This is a genomic window from Streptosporangium sp. NPDC000095 (assembly GCF_042899335.1).
Taxonomy (GTDB): domain Bacteria; phylum Actinomycetota; class Actinomycetes; order Streptosporangiales; family Streptosporangiaceae; genus Streptosporangium.
Window position 1 is genome coordinate 493,537 of sequence record NZ_JBIAZS010000003.1, and the last position, 18,172, is coordinate 511,708.

Below are 18,172 nucleotides of genomic sequence, written 5' to 3' on the forward strand. Positions count from 1 at the left end.
GTCAGCTCCAGGGCGCCTTGTAGCCGGTCAGCAACTCGCGCCCCTTGCGGCGCCATTTGGGTTCCTTGTCGACGGTTCGCAGGGTGACGCCGCGCAGCGCGCGGACGACGGTCCCGTACGCGCCGCTCACCGTCGAGGAGATGTGCGCGCCGGGCGGTTCGTCCATGAAGGGCATGAACTTGTCGGGGAAACCCGGCATCGTGCAGGCGATACAGATGCCCCCGACGTTCGGGCAGCCGCCGATCCCGTTCATCCAGCCGCGCTTGGGGACGTTGCACCGGACGACCGGCCCCCAGCAGCCGATCTTGACCAGGCACCTCGGGGAGCCGTACTCGGTGGTGAACTGCCCCTGTTCGTAGTAGCCGGCCCGGTCGCACCCCTCGTGGACGGTCTGGGTGAACAGCCACGTCGGGCGCAGCGCCTCGTCGAGCGGGATCATCGGTGCCTGCCCGGCGACCTGGTAGAGCAGGTAGAGGAGCGTCTCGGAGAGGTTGTCCGGCTGCACCGGGCAGCCCGGCACGTTGACGATCGGCAGCCCCGCCTTGGACCTCCAGTCCCAGCCCAGATAGTCGGCGACGCCCATGGCCCCGGTCGGGTTCCCCGCCATGGCGTGGATGCCGCCGTACGCCGAGCAGGTGCCCGCGCAGACGATCGCGGTCGCCTTGGGCGCGAGCATGTCCAGCCACTCGCTGGTCGTGATGGGCTGGCCGGTCTCGGGGTCGTTGCCGAACCCGGACCAGTAGCCCTCCTGCTTGATCGTCTCGTTCGGGATCGAGCCCTCGACGACCAGGACGAACGGGTCCAGCTCACCACGCTTGGCCTTGAAGAACCAGTCGATGAAGGCGTCGGCGCCCTGCGTCGGCCCGGACTCGAAGTCGATGAGCGGCCAGTGCACGGCCACCTTGGGAAGCCCGGGAAGCGCGCCGAGCACGATCTCCTCGATGCTCGGCTGGGTCGCCGCGGTGAGCGAGACCGAGTCGCCGTCGCAGCTCAGCCCGGCGTTGATCCACAGTATGTGGACGACGGGCTCCTCTTGCTCCCGAGCTCTGCCGCTCGCTGTGTCCGTCGGCGCTGCCATGACGCCTCCCACTCCTCGTGATGTCTGCGGAACGTGAAGGGGGAGGGGGCGGGGTTCTCCTCACCCGGGTTGTGCGCCCGGGCTGCCGGGCTCACCCCGGGCTGTGCGCTCGCGGTATCGGCGCCGATCCGAGCGCGTGCCAGGTCAGTTCCCGAAGGACGTGGTAGAGGGTGGTCTGCGCCTCCTGGATCCGGTGCACCGAGGAGGAGGGGACGACGAACAGGTGGTCCAGGACGCCCCGCTCGGACAGTTCGGCCAGCCTGCCGCCCCCGCCTCCGGCCAGCCCGACGGTGAGCATGCCCCGGTGGGCCGCCTCCTCGAACGCCCGGACGACGTTGGCCGACCCGCCGCTCGTGGACAGTCCGACGACGATGTCCCCCGGACGGCCCAGCGCCGCGAGCTGCCTGGCGAAGACCACCTCGAAGCCGACGTCGTTGGAGAGCGCGGTGACCACGGCGACGTCGGCGGTCAGGCAGAGGGCGGGCAGGGCCGGGCCGCGGCAGGGCCGCAGGAAGGCGGTGGCGACCTCCTGGGCGTCGGTGCTGCTCCCGCCGTTGCCGAAGCTGAACAGCCGCCCGCCCGCGACGAACCGCGCGGCCATCTCCTCGGCGCACGCCGCGAGCTCCGCCGCCGACTCCGCGCCCATCCGCTCGCGCAGCCGTACGATCTCGCCGGTCTTCTCCACGGCCGATCGCATCGCCTCCGCCTGCACCTCCGTCGTGCCGAGATCGGCCCGGCCGAGATGCTCGTCGTGCTCGGGGTGGTCGTAAAGGAAGGGGTACAGCTCGCGCACGCCCTCCGCGGGCGTTTCGTCAAGCGCGCTCATCGCCGTCCTCCTCCTCGGCGCCGTCGTCGCCTTCCTCGGAGATCTCCTCGTCGCTCTTCCTGGCGCTTCCGCGCGCGACGACGGCGATGGCCTCCCTGGCGTGGACGAGGACGGTGTCGCCCACCGCGGGGTCGACCAGCGCCACGCTCACCTCTTCGAGGACTCCGCCCGCGTCGACGATCGCCAGGTCCCCCTCAAGCAGCCTGACCACGCTCATCGGCAGTGCCTGGTCGGAACAGGTGACGCAGACACCGTCGGTGCAGTCCTCGGGCCCGTTCACCGGTCCGCCCCTCGCGCGGGCGGACCGAGCCGGTCGAGGAACACATGAACCAGCTCCCACAGCAGGTGGTAGGTGGTGACGTGGACCTCCTTGACCACGGCCGGCTCGTCGGACGCGGCGACCAGGATGTGGTCGGCCGGAAGGCGACCGGTCGTGGCGCGCCCGCCCGGGGTGTGCTCGCCCGTGATGGGCCCGGTCGGGAAGTGGCCCGTCGCCCCGCGACCCGGAGTGTCGCCCTCACCGCCGCCGGCCAGGGCTCCGGCCAGGGCGATGGTCAGCAGGCCGAGCTCCCCGGCGGCCTCCAGACCTCGCAGAACGCTCGGACATCGGCCGTCGCGGAAGATCCCCAGGGCTGTGTCGGCGGGGTCCGCCCAGTGGCGCACCTGGTGGGCGAAGACCTCGTCGCCGCCCCCGCCTTTCCGGCCGTCCCCGCTCTGTCGGTGGTCTCCGTTCTCCCCGCCTCCGGCCACGCCTTTCCCACGATCTCCGTCGTTCTCGCGGCCCGCGTCGTTCGTCGGGTCGGCCGTCGCGATGTCGCCGCTCAGTGCCACGGCGGGGAGTGCCCTCTTGCCCACGATGACCGGGTGCATGAACTCGACCGCGATGTGCGCGGCGTCCGCGCTCGCGTCGCCGAACACGATCAGCTTGCCGCCGAGACGAAACCTCGAGGCCATGGCGCGAGCGGCGCACGCGACACGTTCCACCTCACCCGTCAGAGCGCGCCCGGCGTGACCCCGTCGCGCGAAGGCGGCGATCACCGTCGACTCCGTAACCGGTATGACCACCGGTGGTGAGAGAGGCGTTGTTCGCGTACTCGGTGTGCCAGGCATGTCGACGCTCCGTATTTCTCACGGTAGTCGCCACATTACGATTGGCCGTTTCAGCCCCGACACCCCCGGCTCGACAACCAACGGCAAAGCTCTGATCATCTACGTAACCTTCCCGTCCAGATCATGCGAGCCCCGGAGGCATTCCCGTGGGGACGGGAAGGATGGCGGGATGGGCGTGGGGCGGGGAACACGGGTCAGGGTCAGGATCAGGATCGAGGGAATCGTGCAGGGGGTGGGATTTCGCCCCCACGTCCACCTACTCGCCCGGCGCCTGAACCTGTCCGGGTGGGTGGGCAACGACGACCGGGGTGTGTTCGTCGAGGTCGAGGGGGAGCCCGGTGACCTCGAGCGCTTCCGGAAGGGCCTGCGGGACCAGGCCCCGCCGCTGGCGGCGATCGACCGTCTGACGGCCACCGAGATACCGGTACGCGGGGACCGGGGGTTTCGCATCGTGGCCAGCCGAGAGGGGAACCACCGGTTCACCCTTGTCTCACCTGATGTCGCGACATGTGATGACTGCCTGTCCGAACTGTTCGACCCCGCCGACCGGCGTCACCGCCACCCCTTCGTCAACTGCACCAACTGCGGGCCGAGGTTCACCATCATCCGGGATGTCCCCTACGACCGAGCCGCCACCACGATGGCCGGGTTCGCCATGTGCGGGGAGTGCGAGAGGGAGTACCTCGACCCGTCGGACCGCCGGTTCCACGCCCAGCCGATCTGCTGCCCGGCCTGCGGCCCGGTCCTCCGCCTCCTGGACGGTGGTCTTCGCGGCGCCTCGCACGCTCGTGATCCGGGCGGCGGTGATTCCGGTGACGGCCCGGATCCCCCTGGTCCGAACGGCGGCTCGCATGCCCACGGACCGGGTACCGGGCATCCCGGTAAGAGGCCGGACGACGGCGTCGATCCGATCGTGGCGGCGGTGCGGGTGCTGCGAGCGGGAGGCGTCCTGGCCGTCAAAGGACTCGGCGGGTATCACCTGGCGGTCGACGCCACCGACGAGGAGGCCACCCGGACCCTGCGCTCCCGTAAGCGCCGCGAGGAGAGGCCGTTCGCGGTCATGGTCCCCGACCTGCGCACCGCGCGGGCGCTGTGCGAGCTGGACGCCGAGGGCGAGCGGCTGCTCACCGGCTCCCGGCGTCCGATCGTGCTGCTGCCCCGCCGCCCAGGAGGCGCGGTGGCCGAAGCGGTCGCGCCGGGCGACCGCCGCCTCGGTCTCATGCTGCCGTACACGCCGGTACACCACCTGCTCGCCGCCGAACTCGCCCGCCCGTACGTTCTCACCAGCGGAAACCTCTCCGACGAGCCCATCGCCTACCGCGACGACGACGCGCTCACCCGGCTCGCCGGGGTCGCGGACGCCTTCCTCACCCACGACCGGCCGATCCACGCCCGCGCCGACGACTCGGTGCTCCTCGCCGTAGGAGGGGGCGCGGTGCCGCTGCGTAGGTCCCGGGGGTACGCCCCGGAGCCCCTGCGGCTCTCACCGCCCGCCCGCCGGGCGGTACTCGCCTGTGGCGCCGAGCTGAAAAGCACGTTCTGCCTCGCGCGGCAGGAGCACGCCTTCGTCTCCCACCACATCGGCGACCTGGAGAACCACGAGACGCTGTGCTCCTTCACCGAGGGGATCGAGCACCTCCGGCGCCTGCTCGGCATCACCCCGGCGCTCGTCGCCCACGACCTGCATCCCGAGTACCTGTCCACGAAGTACGCCCTCGACCTGGAGGTGCCCGGGTCGGTGGACCTGACCGGCGTGCAGCACCACCACGCGCACATCGCCTCCTGCCTGGCCGACAACGGGGAGCGCGGCCCGGTCATCGGGGTGGCCTTCGACGGTCTCGGCTACGGCACCGACGGCACCATCTGGGGCGGTGAGTTCCTGGTGGCCGACCTGGCGGGCTTCACCCGTGCCGGGCGCCTGGCGCCGGTGCCGATGCCCGGTGGCACCGCGGCGATCAGGCAGCCCTGGCGGATGGCGGCCGCGCACCTGCGCGCGGCCTACGGCGACGCGCTCCCCGAGGACCTGCCGGTCAGGGCCCGCTACGGCCCGCGCTGGGACGAGGTGGTCGCGGTGGCCGAGTCCGGGACGAACTCCCCCCTCACCTCCAGCGCCGGACGCCTGTTCGACGCGGTGGCGGCGATCCTCGGGCTCCGCGACACCGCCGGATACGAGGGGCAGGCCGCGATCGCCCTGGAGCAGTGTGCCGACCCCGTGGAGAAGGGCGCCTATTGGGCCAGGATCGTCGACGACGGGCCGCTTCTGACGATCCTGGCCGCGGACCTCGTCCGCGCGGTCGTGGAGGACACGCGCGCCGGGGCGGTTCCGGCGCTCGTCGCGGCCCGTTTCCACAACGGCCTCGCCGCCGCTGCCGCACGGGTGTGCGCGCGGCTGCGCGAGGACACGGGCATCGGTACGGTCGCCCTGTCGGGTGGGGTCTTCCAGAACCGGCTGCTGCTGGACGGTCTCGTCACCGCCCTCCGGCTACGCGGGCTGCGGGTCCTGACCCACCGAACCGTCCCTCCGAACGACGGCGGCATCAGCTTCGGCCAGGCCGCCGTGGCCGCGGCCCGCGACACCCTCGGCCTTTTTTGAGCGGGCACGCCGCCACCGGGCCCGGACCACCGGGCGCGCCGTCACCGGGCCTGGACAGCCGGGGCACGCTGCTACCGGGCCCGGACCGCCGGGCGCGCGGTCGTGGGGCATGGACCGCCGCGCCGGGATCGTCGTATCAGGGCCGGTACGTGCCGAAGTACCAGATGTTGCCCTCCAGATCCTTGCAGGCGTAATCGCGGGAGCCGTAGTCCTTGTCGGCCAGTTCCATGGTGACCTCCGCCCCGGCCGCGACGGCCCTGGCGTGGTGGGCGTCGGGGTCGTCCACGGCGACGTAGACTCCCGGCCCTCCCGGCTCGCCCGGACTCGTCATGATCATTCCGGTGCCGGCGATCAGCTCCCCGTGACCGACGCCCCCGTCGGCGGTTGTGTGGAGCTCGTGGACCTCGAAACCGAACGCCTGGACCAGCCACTCGACGGCCTTGCCCGCGTCGCGGTAACGGACCAGTGGATACACCGTTCGCATGTTCTCTCCTCCCATGTAGTGATCACCACGATGTCACCGGCGGGAGCGTCAGGGCTTGGAAAAATCTGACCTGTGGACCTCCTCCCCGAGGGAGGTCGCGCCCAAGGTTCTTGATCACCCGATGGCGCGAGGGGGAGACGCCAGACCGCGGGGAGTGACGCCCGCCATGGCCCTGAACTCGCGGTTCATGTGAGCCTGGTCGTAGTAGCCGCAGACGGCGGCGGTGTCGGCCGGCGACATGCCGGACCTCAGGCGGCCGGAGGCGTGCTCGAAGCGCAGCACCCTGGCCGCGGCCTTCGGCGCCAGCCCGATCTGGTCGTGGAAGCGGGAGACGAGGTGGCGGTGGCTCCATCCCAGCTCGGCGGCTATCGAGGCCACGGACATGGTGCCCCGGGTGGCGACCAGCCGCTGCCACGCCCAGCCGACACGGCGGTCGGGCAGCGGTGCGTCGCCGATGCGCGTGCTGAGCGCCTCGTCCAGCAGAGCGATCCTGACGGCCCCGTCGGGAGCCTCCGCCAGTCGCTCGACCGTGGCCGTGGCCCACCCCCCGAGAACCTCCTCCAGCGGAACCACCCGGTTGGCCAGCTCCCGCAGGGGCATCCCGAGCAGCCGCCTGGCCCCGAGCGGTGTGAGGTTGACCTGCACCCCCTCGGAGATCCCGGTCGTGGTGGTGTCGACGTAGGTGTCATGCAGGCCGCCGGCGAACGAGGCCAGCCGCTGGGCGCCCTCCGGGCCGTCCAGCGTCAGCGGCGCACCGAACCCGAAGATCATGACGACCCCGGCGAACGGCGGCTGCCGCCGGGGCATGGGATCGGCGTAACGCTCGGTGTAGGCCGACAGGTGCGTGACGTAGGGCCGCAGGAAGGCTCCCGGCTCACTCTCGGTGAAGGTCAGGCCCTCGGTCACCGCCGCGTCGTTCACGCCCCGACCATAACCGCCGCCCCCGACAGTCCGGCAGCCCCGATCATGGCCGCCGCCCCGACGGTTCAGCCGCGCCGTCCATACGGCCCCATCCGTGCGGCCCTGACCGCACGGCCCTGACTGTGCGGTCCCCGGCCGTGCGGCCCTGACCGTGCCCCGACCATGGCCACAGCCCTCGACGGTCCGGCCCTCGCGGACGTGGAGAGGGCGCGCCCGGACTCCCGGACGCGCCCTTTTCTGCCGACGGCTCTCAGGCCCGCACCCTCAGGAGGTCAGGCCGGTGTGGTAGGCGAGGAAGCTGAGCTGGTCGGAGGCGAGCTCGACGGTCTTGCTCACCGCGCGGGCCCCGTGACCGGCCTCCGCCTCGTTGCGGAGCAGGATCGGCCGCTCCGAGGCCTGTGCGTGCTGCAGGGCGGCGCACATCTTCCAGGCGTGCAGCGGATGGACCCGGGTGTCGGACTGGAAGACGGTGAACAGCGTCGCCGGGTAGGACACGCCCTCCCGAACGTGGTGATAGGGGGAGTAGGAGTGCAGCCAGGCGAACTCGTCGGGCTTCTCGGCGGAGCCGTACTCGACGTTCCACGTCGCGCCCAGGCCGAACAGCTCGTAGCGGATCATGTCGAGCAGCGGCGCCGAGCAGACCACCGCGGCGTAAAGCTCCGGGCGCTGGGTCAGGGCCGCGCCGACCAGCAGGCCGCCGTTCGAACCACCGGAGATGGCCAGCTGCGAGGACGTGGTCACTCCGGTGTCGATGAGGTGCTCGGCCGCCGCGTGCAGGTCGTCGAACACGTTCTGCTTGTTGGCGAGCATCCCGGCCCTGTGCCACTCCTCGCCCTGCTCGCCGCCGCCGCGCAACTGGGCGATGGCGTACGTGCCCCCCGCCTCGACCCAGCTCAGGACGGACGCCGAGTAGCCGGGGGTCATCGAGATGCCGAAGCCGCCGTAGCCGTACAGGACGGTGGGGCGCGGCCCCTCGACACCGGGAGGGGAGATCACCAGCATGTGGACCTCGCTGCCGTCCGCCGAGAGGTAGGTCACCTGCTCGGTGGTGATGGCGGGCACCTCGATCGCGCCGGGGGAGGATGCCCAGAGCGTCGTCTCACCGGTGCGGGCGTCGTAGCGCTGGATGCTCGGCGGCGTGGTGTTGTCGGTGTAGCCGAACCAGGCCTCGTGGCCACCCTCGGGGCGCTCGCTGATGCCGCCGATGGTGCCGAGACCCGGGGTCGGCACCTCGCCGACGCGCTCGCCGGTGACCAGGTCGTGGACCGAGATCTCGCTGATCGCGTGACGGGTCCAGCCCACGAGCATCACCGGCCGGTCGAGATCGTCGAGGATCGCGAAGTCGGTGAGCACGGCCTCGGGATCCTGCGGGATCAGGTCACGCCAGTTCTCGAACCGGGGATCGGACGGATCGGTCACGCAGACGCGGGCGCGCGGGGCCTCCCGGTCGGTGAAGACGTACAGGCGGCCGTCGCGGCCGAAGTGCAGGGCGCTCTGGGCGTCGACCCCCTCCTGGACGACGACCAGCTCGGGTGAGGAGGGGGAGGACGCCTGGAGGTCGGCCACCCACAGGTCGTTGCGCGGCGCCGTGCCCCTGGAGGCGGAGATCTGCAGCCAGCGGCCGTCGCGGGAGACCGCCACCCCGTAGTAGTTGGTCTTCTCCAGGCCCTCACCGAAGATCAGGACGTCCTTCTCGGTGGAGGTGCCGACCCTGTGCAGGTAGACCCGGCGGTGGAACTGCTCCTCGCCATCGGGTACCTCGGTGGAGGGCAACCTGCGCACGTAGTAGAAGGCCTCGCCGCCCGGCAGCCACGCCACGGGGGAGTAGCGGCACCGGTCGATCGGCCCCTCGATCCGGTCGCCGTACGCGATGTCCATCAGGTAGAGGCTCGATTCCTCGTCACCGCCCACCGAGACCTGGTAGGCGAGCAGGCGGCCCTCCTTGTCGGGCTGCCAGGAGTCGAGGGTCGTCAGCCCGGTCGGGTCGAGCGCCATCGGATCGAGCAGCGCCCGCTCGGAGCCATCGGGGTCCACGGTGTAGAGGACGGCGTGCTCCTGCCCGGGGGCGCGCCGCATGAAGAACCGCCGCTCCCCGCGCCACGTCGGTGCGCCGATCGACCCGGAGCCGAGCAACTCGGCGATCCGGGTCTTGAAGCCCTCACGTCCGGGAAGGGCGTCCAGCTCGGTCTTCAGCAGTCTCTCCTGCCCCACCAGCCAGTCCTTCGTCGCCGGATCGTCCGGGTCCTCAAGCCACCGGTAGGGGTCGGGAACAGGAACACCGTGGAGCTCGTCGACGAGCTCAAGACGGCTGGCTGGAGGATACGGCTGTCTCGTCATGGCTGGAACCCTACGACCTAAAGGCCGCGAGACGCGGCCATTGCGCGGGCGGCGTATCTGATCTGCGGCAGGAGGAGTTAAGAACTGGTAATGCGGGCATAAAACGTATCAGGTGTCTCTCCAGTCATTTATGGGTGGCGAGAACCAGGTAGCAGCAGCCAAACTTGGTGAAGGACGGTGCCGTGGTGAGCATCCGCTGGGCCGTCCGGCGGAGGTCCTCGTGACGGAAGCGCCCGGGCCCCAGGAGGGGCCGCCAGCCGGGGCACGCAGTGGCGTGCCCCCTCATGTGACACGTCGTGCGGCGGGAGAGGCCCGCTGATGCGCCAGGTCCTGCTCTTGAACGCCACCTACGAACCCCTGACCACCCTCTCCCTGCACCGGGCCGTCGTGCTCGTGCTCAGGGAGAAGGCCGATGTCGTGCACCGTGACGGGCGGGGCGCCGTGTTCCGCTCGGCGAGCCGTACGCTCGACGTCCCCTCGGTGATCAGGCTTCGGAGATATGTCCGGATCCCATATCGGTCACGGATCCCGCTGACCCGGACCGCGCTGATGCGCCGGGACGACTACCGGTGCGCCTACTGCGGTCAGCGGGCCGAGACCATCGACCATGTCATCCCGCGTTCGCGAGGCGGCCCCCACACCTGGGAGAACTGTGTCGCCTCGTGCACGACGTGCAACCACCGCAAGGCCGATCGCATGCTGGAGGAACTGGGGTGGACGCTCAACGTCGCCCCGGTGGTGCCACGCGGCGTCCACTGGCGGTTGATCGGCGCGCACGTCGTCGGCGATCCCCAGTGGGCGCCCTATCTCGCGGAGAGCGCGGCCTGAGGGCCGGCACCCGATGACGAGGCCGCCGCGCCACCCGATGGAGCGCGGCGGCCCTCGTCATGCCCGTGAGCCGGGCTTTATCCGCTGGCACGGAAGATCCCCGATGGGCACAATCACCTCATGACGTGGATCTTCACCTCCGATGTCGAGGCGTACACGGGCGTGGCGGAGCCGTGGCTGCTGCGGGATCCGGTTCGCAACACCCTCCTCCTCACGGTCCTGCGTGCCATACGCAACGGCCTGTGGGGTGACGACCCGCTGCTGGGACGGCTGGAGCGTGACGGCCGGGTCGTGGCCACGGCGATCCAGACGTCGCCCTACGCCCTCATGCTCCCCGCGATGCCCGCCGACACCGTGCCCGAGCTCGCCACCCGCCTGATCGAGACCGAGAGGGCGATCTCCGGTGTGAGCGGTCCGCTCTCACCGGCCGAGACGTTCGCCGCCTCCTGGTGGCGGCCCGAGGCGAGTCGCCGTGCCGAGCGCCTCTACCGGCTCGACGCGCTCGTCCCCCCGAAATCCCACGTGGCAGGGGCCTCCCGGGTCGCCGTCGCGGCCGATCTCCGCCTCCTGGTCCGGTGGAGCGAGGAGTTTCAGGCCGAGGCGAAAGGTGTCGGCGACATCGACCTGACCGCGCTGGTGGCGAGCAGGATCGCGAGACGGGAGCTGGTCGTGTGGGAGGCGGGCGGGAGGCCCGTCGCGTTCGCCGGGGTCTCCGCGCCCATCGGCGGGATGAGCCGGGTCGGCCCGGTCTACACGCCCCCCGAGTCTCGCGGGAAGGGTTACGGCACCGCGGTCTCCCACGCGGCGAGTGCCAAGGTGCGGGCCGAGGGCGCCACGGAGGTGCTGCTCTTCACCGACCTGTCCAACCCCACGTCCAACTCGATCTATCAGGCGATCGGCTATCGGCCGGTGAGCGATTATGTCTCCATCACCTTCACGTGAGCGAGCCCGGCGAGCTGGGTAACCTTGGTGCCATGCCCAGATACGACTTCCGCTGCCGCGCCTGCGGGTCCACCTTCGAGATCTCCCGCCCGATGGCCCGCTCCGACGATCCGGCGCCCTGCCCCGAGGGACATGACGACACCGTCAAGCTGCTCTCCACGGTCGCCGTGACCGGTGGCTCCGCGAGCTCCGCGGGTTCCGCCGCCGCGCCCCGCCCTTCCGGAGGCGGCGGCGGGTGTTGCGGAGGCGGCTGCTGCGGTTAGGAGCCGAGGTCCGCGCGGTGGGGAGCCGGAGCCGTCACGGCGGCAGGGCTCCCGTCGCGGACTGTCACCCGGATCGGCTCGCGCCTCCGGGTGACAGCTCGAATCGAAACGGTCGGTCCGCAGCCGACAGCGTGCGACCGTGGGCTATGCGGCGGCGCGCTTGCCCTGGAAGGGCAGGAACGCCTCGGCCCGGTGCGGGCGGGCCGGCACGAAGGTGGGCTCGGTGGCGATGATCCGGTCGAACCTGAACGCCCGGATCGCGCCGCGCAGGCGGCACATCCCGACGAGATACCAGTGTTCGCGGTGAACCATGCAGGTCACCGGGTCGACGTCGCGGACGGTGACCCGCCCGGAGACGTCCTGGTAGTGGAGACGGATGACGAGGTTTGAGGTGATGGCGTTGGCGATCGTCCGGGCGCGGTCGGCGGTCTCGGCGGGCATCGGCTCGGTGAGGGTCGCCAGGGTGGTGGCGACGATGTCGTCGTCGAGCTCCATCTGCTCGAAGGCGTGACGCAGGCCGCTGCGGGCGGCGTTGGCCTGCGGACCCGACCCCAGATGCGCCATCGACAGGGCGAGGGCGGCGATCTCGGCAGTCGTGAGCGGGGCGGTGAGCTTCATGACGTTAGTCATACCCAGATAATACGTCCGAGCACTGACATTTTTTCGAACTTCCTGTCGGGTAAGGCATCTCTACCCGACAGGAAGCCCAGGTCAGCGGGACAGCTGTGACAGGTCGCGCGAGGCACCGGTGGAGGCCGAGGTGGTGAGCGCGGCGTACGCCTGCAGGGCGGCGCTCACCTGGCGCCGGCGGTCGCGCGGCCGGTAACCGCCCAGGTCGGCGAGGAGCTTCTCGCGGCGGGCGGCCAGCTCCTCCTCGGGGACCTTCAGGTCGATCGAACGGGCGGGGATGTCGATCGCGACGAGATCGCCGTCCTCGACGAGGGCGATGGTGCCGCCCTCGGCGGCCTCGGGGGAGGCGTGGCCGATGGACAGCCCGCTCGTGCCGCCGGAGAAGCGGCCGTCGGTGACCAGCGCGCAGTCCTTGCCCAGCCCCTTGCCCTTGAGGAACGAGGTGGGGTAGAGCATCTCCTGCATGCCGGGCCCGCCCTTGGGGCCCTCGTAGCGGATCACCACGACGTCGCCGGCCTTGACCTTGTTGTTGAGGATGCCCTCGACCGCGTCGTCCTGCGACTCGAAGACGACGGCCGGACCCTCGAACCGCCAGATCGACTCGTCGACCCCGGCGGTCTTGACGATGCAGCCCTCGGTGGCGATGTTGCCGTACAGGACGGCGAGGCCGCCGTCGCGGGTGTAGGCGTGCTCGGCGTCGCGGACGCAGCCCTCGGAGCGGTCGAGGTCCAGCTCCTCCCAGCGGGCGCCCTGGGAGAAGGGCTTGACGGTGCGGGCGTTGCCGGGGGCCGCGTGCCACAGCTCCAGCGCCTCGGGCAGCACCTGCGGTGACTTCGGGTCCCAGCGGTCGAGGTAGTCGCCCAGGGTGCCGCCGTTGACGGTGTAGGCGTCGCGGTGGAGCAGTCCGGCCCGGTCGAGCTCGCCCAGGATCGCCGGGATGCCCCCCGCGCGGTGGACGTCCTCGACGTGGTACTTCGCCGTGGCGGGGGCGACCTTGCACAGGCAGGGCACCCGCAGCGAGATCTCGTTGATCTCCTTCAGCCCGAAGTCGACCTGGGCCTCGCGGGCCGCGGCGAGGATGTGCAGGATCGTGTTGGTCGAGCCGCCCATCGCCACGTCCAGCGCCATGGCGTTCTCGAACGCGTTCTTGGTCGCGACGGCGCGCGGCAGGACCGTCTCGTCGTCCTGCTCGTAGTAGCGGCGGGTGATCTCCACCAGTTGGCGCCCGGCGTCCTCGAACAGCTTCCTGCGCGCCTTGTGGGTGGCGAGGATCGTGCCGTTGCCGGGGAGCGCGAGCCCGATGGCCTCGGCGAGGCAGTTCATCGAGTTGGCGGTGAACATCCCGCTGCACGAACCGCAGGTGGGGCAGGCGTTCTCCTCCATCTCCAGCAGTTCGGCGTCGGAGACGGCGTCGTTGGCGGCGGCGATCATCGGGTCGATCAGGTCGAGCTTGCCGTTGGGGGTCTTGCCCGCCTCCATCGGCCCGCCCGAGACGAAGACGGTGGGGATGTTGAGCCTGAAGGCGGCGAGCAGCATGCCCGGGGTGATCTTGTCGCAGTTGGAGACGCAGATCAGCGCGTCGGCGCAGTGCGCGTTGACCATGTACTCGACCGCGTCCGCGATCAGCTCCCGGCTGGGCAGCGAGTAGAGCATGCCGCCGTGGCCCATCGCGATGCCGTCGTCGACCGCGATCGTGTTGAACTCGCGCGGGATCGCGCCCGCCTCGCGGATCGCGCCGGCGACGACGTCGCCGACCTCGCGGAGGTGGACGTGCCCGGGGACGAACTGGGTGAAGCTGTTGGCCACGGCGATGATCGGTTTCCCGAAGTCCTCGCCGGCTACGCCCGTCGCCCGGAGAAGGGCCCGGGCCCCGGCCATGTTCCTGCCGTGCGTGACCGTACGAGACCTGAGGGCGGGCATGAGGCTTCTCCCATCATCGAAACCGTGTCTACAAATGGTACGGCTACCGCCCGGTGCGTGAGACGCCTGTCCAGGCCACGAGACATCCGGCTTCTCGCCACATGTTCTGTGAACACCGTACGAGCGTGATCGACGTACGGGGCCGGGGCGGCGAGGCGGGCGCGTCGGTCGCCGGGAGGGTTCCGGGACGACGACGGGGCACGGGGTGGGCACCGGGGCGACGGCCGGCGGGCCCGATACGGGCCCAGGGTGTTCTTCGACACTACCGAAGGTCTCCGCGCCCGGCGAACCCGGGGCGAACGGCAGCCGCGGAGAGCCCTCGATCACCTGCCGCGACGTCCACACGAAGACGTCCACACGAAGACGTCCACACGAAAGGGAACGCGCGCTGGAGCGCGACCGGGCCCGCACTCGCGGGAACCGGGAGGGGAGGAGGACGGGAGCCGCCTGGCCGGGGCGTCGTGGCGGGGCGGGCTCCCGTCGGTCCCCGAAGGGAGAGACACGGCGGAGGTACGGGCGTGCCGGAAAGGGCTCGCGGGACAACCCGAAATCAGTTCTCCGGGTAGCGTGCGGGCAGGACCCGCTCGGCGGCCTCGAAGATCCTGTCGATCTCGGCGTCGGTGAGTGAGCGTTCCCGCTTGGTGATCCATTTACGGACACGACTGCCGTCGAATACGTCCACCTCGCGGACGTTGAGGACCTTCCAGGGGATGGCCGGGCCGTAGATCGCGAGGGACGGCACGATCGTGACATCGTGCCCCAGCTCGGCGCCGATCAGTTCGCCGGCCTGGGATGCCTCCCAGCGGGCTTCGTCGAGGCGGGGTTTCTGGTTGAACGGGCCGTGGAACAGCTTGCGGTGGGACTGGACGCGGACCGGCAGGCGCTTGTCCCACTTCTCGGAGTCGACCGCGTAGACGCCGGTGGGGCCCACGACCAGGTGGTCGATCTGCGCCTCGCTGCCGGGGATCGCGCGGGCGTGCAGGGTGCGGTAACCCCCGCGCTCCAGCCGTTTGAGCTGCATCTCCGTGCGCCGTTCCGCGACCGAGGCGCGCCGCCAGGCGGGCACGGAGGAGTTGGAGCGGGCGCGGAGCACCGTGTCGACGATCGCGGCCACCACGGCGGCGGTGAAGCCCAGCGGCCAGCTGGCCAGCAGGACGCCCGCGAGCACGCCGACGCCGACCGCGATGATGGCGCGGCGGCGCAGGTGGCGGTATTTGGGGTCGTCGAGCAGGTTGCGTAGCGAGGCGCGCTCAACAGGTGCGTACGTAGACGCTGGCGCGGCGGGTCGAGACGTCGGCCGATCTTCGGCCTGTCGGTCACTGACCCAAATCGGTGACGTAGTGTTACCGTCTTCTGGTACCTGACCGGAATCCACGTAACTCACGGTAGCTGACGTCCTCGGGGGTGCCTAGTATTGCGTATCTCATACTTTTGTGACCGCCGTCACCCGCTTGGCACTGCTATGAACCGGGTACCTTAGGGACTTTTCGCTCTGGATCACTGGGTGTCGCGCGGGGTGTGGCTCACGTTCACGATCTTAACGTCCCGGGCGGCCGGCGGTCGCGGATCGAGGCCGCCACGGGGGTCTCCCCAGCCGGCGCGCCCCGCCACCCGGTGGCCCTCGACGGGTGATTCCGCGCCGGGTTACTTTTGAGGTGTGGACAGTGCGATCGAGGTCTTCGGCTTTCTCGTCGCAGTCTCCGGCGGTCTGTTCCTGCTCATCGCCCTGCTCGTGACGATGCCGGGCAGGATGCGCGACAGGGCCGCGAGGAGCACCTCGGCGGGCGCGGTCTGGCTGGGAGGCCCGCACGGCAGTGAGCGGGGGATCACCGACTCGGTCCTCGTGCTCACCGAACGGCGTCCGGCGAGGGCTCCGGCGCCAGAGATCGACTGGGTCTCGCTCGCGGTGACCTCCGAGCCGGGACGGCACACCGGCGGGGCGTCGGCGGCCTGGTGAACCCGGTGGTCCGGCGGATCGCCGGACCACCGCCAAACCGACAAAGGCGAGGTGACGAAGGATGCTCACCCTGACCTCGACACAGGGCGACGACGTCCGCGGGGCACTGCGCACCGCGGAACGGCGCACCGGGCTGCGTTTCGCCGCCTACCTCGGTCCGGCGATCGGACCGCGCCGCCACTTCTCCGAGCGGCTGCACGCCGCGCTGGGAGCCGACGCCGACAGGGCCGTGCTCGTCTTCGTGGACCAGCGGGGCAGGGCCCTGGAGATCGTCACGGGCTCCCTGGCCAGGGAGCGGCTGCCCGACGCGGAATGCCGCGCGGTCGCGACGTCGATGGCCGCGGTGCTCGGCCTGGGCGACCTGGTGGGCGGGCTGGTCACCGGGGTCCTGCTGCTCGCGGACCAGGCGTCGCGGCGCAGGTGATCCCGCCGGCCGGTCACGCCGGGGTGGAAGTGATCTTCCCGAAGGTCCGTCCGGGCGGAACGAGGTCGGTTTTCCCGGATAATCGGCTCGTGCTGAGGATCACGAGGGACGCGCCGCCGGGTCACTTCGTGCTGAGGATCACGCGGGACGCGTCGCCGGGTCACTCTCGCAGGCGCCCCACGGCGGAACGGGAGTCGGACGGGATCCTCGACTACGTCCAGGCGACGCTCGCGGACGCCCGCAGGAAGGTCCGGGGGGAGGACGAGACGGCGGCCGCCCTGCTGTTCACGACGGGCGCCGCCGCCGGTGCCGTCGTCGTCGGGCTGCTGAACGGCCACTGGAGGCCCGGCGAGCTGTCCGGCAAGGTCGAGTGGCTCTGGTGGACGAGCGTGTTCTTCTGGCTGATGGGGATCCTCGTGCTTACCGGAGCCCTCTGCGGCCGTACCTCCGGGCTCGCGGGCAGGGTCCTGGAGCGGCGCCGTTTCTACCCCGGCACCTTCGCCCGGGACGCGCCGCCGGAGCCGGACCCCCGGCTGGGGTACGGCGTGGGGCGGCAGGGCCGTGGCGCCGAGGTCAGGGTCGACCTGCTCGTCCTGGAGATCAGGAGGCTCAACGCCGTCGGGGACGCCAAGCGGCGCTTCATCCGCCGCGGCGTCCTGCTCATGATGGTCTCCATCGCCTGCTGCGCGCTGGCGGTGTTCGTCGACGGCGGGCTCTGAGCTCCTCGGGCCGCACGATCAGTGCCGTAGAAGCCTCACCAGGTGCGCGCTGGTGTCCTCCAGCAGTGTCGAGGGCTTCAGCGCCGCGCCCGCGACGGCGGAGAACAGGGAGGGCAACCCCGGCAGCGGGAAGCCGTCGTCGCTGGAGGCCTCCCCGCCCACACCGTTCTTGGCCAGGGTGGTCCGGCTGCGCTCCCATGCCTCGATGACCTCCTCGGGGGAGGGCACGCCGAATCCGTGGCCCACCGGGGCGGCGTGGCGCAACCGCACCAGCGGGGTCTCGGCGAAGGCGAGAGCCACCTGGGAACGCAGCGCGAGGTCCTCACGGAGGTCCGGATCGACCCAGTTCATCGCGGTGCAGGGGTTGCGGCAGTCGGCCACGCAGGTGGCCAGAGCCCCGGCCACCTGGCTGTGCTGGCGGTCGAAGTAGGCGCGCCATCCCTCGGGCGGCTCCCCGGCCACGCGCAGGGTCCGGTTCGCGGCCGACTGCTCGGCCCTGGTGTGGTCGCAGTCGCGGTCGCCGATCACCCCGAACCTGCTGTCCGGCGCGGTGAGCCCCTCCGGCCAGCGCGCCGGGTCTCCGGCGTTGCCGAGCACCGGTTCGAAGGCGAGCAGCGGGAGATACTCGCTGGCGATGTGGAGGGCGGCGACCATGGGGCTCAGCTCGCGGCGGTGCCACCTGACCGCGATGACCTCCAGCAGCAGCCCGTACGCGGGCCGCAACGACTCCAGCGCGCCGCGCGGCTGCTCGCGGGGCGTCTGCGGCATCGTGCAGGCCCGCGCTCGCCGCCGAAGGTCGCTCGGCACGGACCGTGCCTCGACGGCGAAGTCCTCCGCGTCGAGGGAGAGCAGCCGCTGGCCGAACTCGCAGACCGCCTCGATCTCGTCCGCGTCGCGTACGACACCCGAGGCGAGGGCTCCGATGTCACCGAAGGCGTATCTCCGGGCCAGGGAGATGAGCAGGTCACGTGCTGATTCCACGTGATTTACCCTCTCATGACCCAGAGACGACGGGACAGGTGTCCACACACGGCAAGACGTGGGGTATCTCTCGCGCTTACCGGCATTCCTTCCAGTGTCCGTCAGGAACCACTTAAAACTTCAGCTGTGGTCGACCCGGGCGGTGCGGGACGGCCCCGC

Annotated in this window: 18 protein-coding genes; 7 read left to right on the top strand and 11 right to left on the bottom strand. The window is 71.0% G+C overall.

Annotation, left to right across the window (positions count from 1 at the left end):
• Position 1: 1 nt before the first annotated feature.
• The 4 genes from ACFY3V_RS10580 to ACFY3V_RS10595 form a co-directional block, all read right to left on the bottom strand.
• Positions 2 to 1,078, bottom strand: coding sequence for a hydrogenase expression protein HypE (locus ACFY3V_RS10580; RefSeq protein ID WP_389772093.1), 1,077 nt, complete (start codon positions 1,076 to 1,078; stop codon positions 2 to 4).
• 91 nt (positions 1,079 to 1,169) lie between these two features.
• On the bottom strand, positions 1,170 to 1,904 hold the full coding sequence (locus ACFY3V_RS10585) for an SIS domain-containing protein (RefSeq protein ID WP_389772096.1): 735 nt from the start codon (positions 1,902 to 1,904) through the stop codon (positions 1,170 to 1,172).
• Positions 1,891 to 2,184 (bottom strand): HypC/HybG/HupF family hydrogenase formation chaperone, encoded by a 294-nt coding sequence (locus ACFY3V_RS10590; protein ID WP_362900010.1) that lies wholly within the window; start codon positions 2,182 to 2,184, stop codon positions 1,891 to 1,893. Before ACFY3V_RS10590 ends, ACFY3V_RS10585 begins: the two co-directional genes overlap by 14 nt.
• Complete coding sequence (locus ACFY3V_RS10595; protein ID WP_362900012.1) at positions 2,181 to 2,858, bottom strand: phosphoheptose isomerase; 678 nt, start codon at positions 2,856 to 2,858, stop codon at positions 2,181 to 2,183. Before ACFY3V_RS10595 ends, ACFY3V_RS10590 begins: the two co-directional genes overlap by 4 nt.
• A gap of 325 nt (positions 2,859 to 3,183) precedes the next feature.
• Between ACFY3V_RS10595 and hypF the strand changes: the two genes are divergently transcribed.
• Positions 3,184 to 5,607 carry a carbamoyltransferase HypF gene (hypF, locus tag ACFY3V_RS10600; protein WP_389772100.1) on the top strand — a complete coding sequence of 808 codons (2,424 nt, stop codon included), beginning with the start codon at positions 3,184 to 3,186 and terminating at the stop codon, positions 5,605 to 5,607.
• A gap of 136 nt (positions 5,608 to 5,743) precedes the next feature.
• Here hypF and ACFY3V_RS10605 read toward each other — a convergent pair whose 3' ends face one another.
• From ACFY3V_RS10605 to ACFY3V_RS10615, 3 genes are all read right to left on the bottom strand, one after another.
• Positions 5,744 to 6,091 carry a VOC family protein gene (locus tag ACFY3V_RS10605; RefSeq protein WP_362926412.1) on the bottom strand — a complete coding sequence of 116 codons (348 nt, stop codon included), beginning with the start codon at positions 6,089 to 6,091 and terminating at the stop codon, positions 5,744 to 5,746.
• 114 nt (positions 6,092 to 6,205) lie between these two features.
• The gene (locus tag ACFY3V_RS10610) at positions 6,206 to 7,012 is read right to left on the bottom strand and encodes a helix-turn-helix domain-containing protein (RefSeq protein WP_389772104.1); all 807 of its coding nucleotides are present in this window, start codon (positions 7,010 to 7,012) and stop codon (positions 6,206 to 6,208) included.
• A gap of 264 nt (positions 7,013 to 7,276) precedes the next feature.
• Positions 7,277 to 9,349 carry a prolyl oligopeptidase family serine peptidase gene (locus tag ACFY3V_RS10615; protein ID WP_362900020.1) on the bottom strand — a complete coding sequence of 691 codons (2,073 nt, stop codon included), beginning with the start codon at positions 9,347 to 9,349 and terminating at the stop codon, positions 7,277 to 7,279.
• Positions 9,350 to 9,667: 318 nt separating this feature from the next.
• Here ACFY3V_RS10615 and ACFY3V_RS10620 point away from each other — a divergent pair, with 318 nt between their 5' ends.
• The 3 genes from ACFY3V_RS10620 (at position 9,668) to ACFY3V_RS10630 (ending at position 11,382) form a co-directional block, all read left to right on the top strand.
• Positions 9,668 to 10,177, top strand: a complete 510-nt coding sequence (locus ACFY3V_RS10620) for an HNH endonuclease (RefSeq protein ID WP_362900022.1) — start codon at positions 9,668 to 9,670, stop codon at positions 10,175 to 10,177.
• Between the two features lie 120 nt (positions 10,178 to 10,297).
• A complete protein-coding gene (locus ACFY3V_RS10625; RefSeq protein ID WP_389772108.1) occupies positions 10,298 to 11,119 on the top strand; it encodes a GNAT family N-acetyltransferase in 822 nt (273 codons plus the stop codon).
• Positions 11,120 to 11,151: 32 nt separating this feature from the next.
• Positions 11,152 to 11,382, top strand: coding sequence for a zinc ribbon domain-containing protein (locus ACFY3V_RS10630; RefSeq protein WP_350949482.1), 231 nt, complete (start codon positions 11,152 to 11,154; stop codon positions 11,380 to 11,382).
• A 144-nt stretch (positions 11,383 to 11,526) separates the two neighbouring features.
• Here ACFY3V_RS10630 and ACFY3V_RS10635 read toward each other — a convergent pair whose 3' ends face one another.
• From ACFY3V_RS10635 to ACFY3V_RS10645, 3 genes are all read right to left on the bottom strand, one after another.
• The gene (locus ACFY3V_RS10635; protein WP_350949483.1) at positions 11,527 to 12,012 is read right to left on the bottom strand and encodes a WYL domain-containing protein; all 486 of its coding nucleotides are present in this window, start codon (positions 12,010 to 12,012) and stop codon (positions 11,527 to 11,529) included.
• 81 nt (positions 12,013 to 12,093) lie between these two features.
• On the bottom strand, positions 12,094 to 13,932 hold the full coding sequence (gene ilvD / locus ACFY3V_RS10640; RefSeq protein ID WP_362900027.1) for a dihydroxy-acid dehydratase: 1,839 nt from the start codon (positions 13,930 to 13,932) through the stop codon (positions 12,094 to 12,096).
• Positions 13,933 to 14,482: 550 nt separating this feature from the next.
• Positions 14,483 to 15,307: a nuclease-related domain-containing protein gene (locus tag ACFY3V_RS10645; protein ID WP_362900029.1), complete on the bottom strand. Its 825-nt coding sequence runs from the start codon at positions 15,305 to 15,307 to the stop codon at positions 14,483 to 14,485.
• A gap of 282 nt (positions 15,308 to 15,589) precedes the next feature.
• Here ACFY3V_RS10645 and ACFY3V_RS10650 point away from each other — a divergent pair, with 282 nt between their 5' ends.
• From ACFY3V_RS10650 to ACFY3V_RS10660, 3 genes are all read left to right on the top strand, one after another.
• Positions 15,590 to 15,889 (top strand): hypothetical protein, encoded by a 300-nt coding sequence (locus ACFY3V_RS10650; protein ID WP_350949486.1) that lies wholly within the window; start codon positions 15,590 to 15,592, stop codon positions 15,887 to 15,889.
• A 61-nt stretch (positions 15,890 to 15,950) separates the two neighbouring features.
• Positions 15,951 to 16,313 (top strand): DUF5130 family protein, encoded by a 363-nt coding sequence (locus ACFY3V_RS10655; RefSeq protein WP_350949487.1) that lies wholly within the window; start codon positions 15,951 to 15,953, stop codon positions 16,311 to 16,313.
• Between the two features lie 89 nt (positions 16,314 to 16,402).
• Positions 16,403 to 17,032, top strand: a complete 630-nt coding sequence (locus tag ACFY3V_RS10660; RefSeq protein ID WP_362900031.1) for a hypothetical protein — start codon at positions 16,403 to 16,405, stop codon at positions 17,030 to 17,032.
• Between the two features lie 18 nt (positions 17,033 to 17,050).
• On the opposite strand, the gene ACFY3V_RS10665 is transcribed toward ACFY3V_RS10660, so the two are convergent.
• Positions 17,051 to 18,013: a hypothetical protein gene (locus ACFY3V_RS10665; protein ID WP_362900033.1), complete on the bottom strand. Its 963-nt coding sequence runs from the start codon at positions 18,011 to 18,013 to the stop codon at positions 17,051 to 17,053.
• Positions 18,014 to 18,172: the final 159 nt, after the last annotated feature.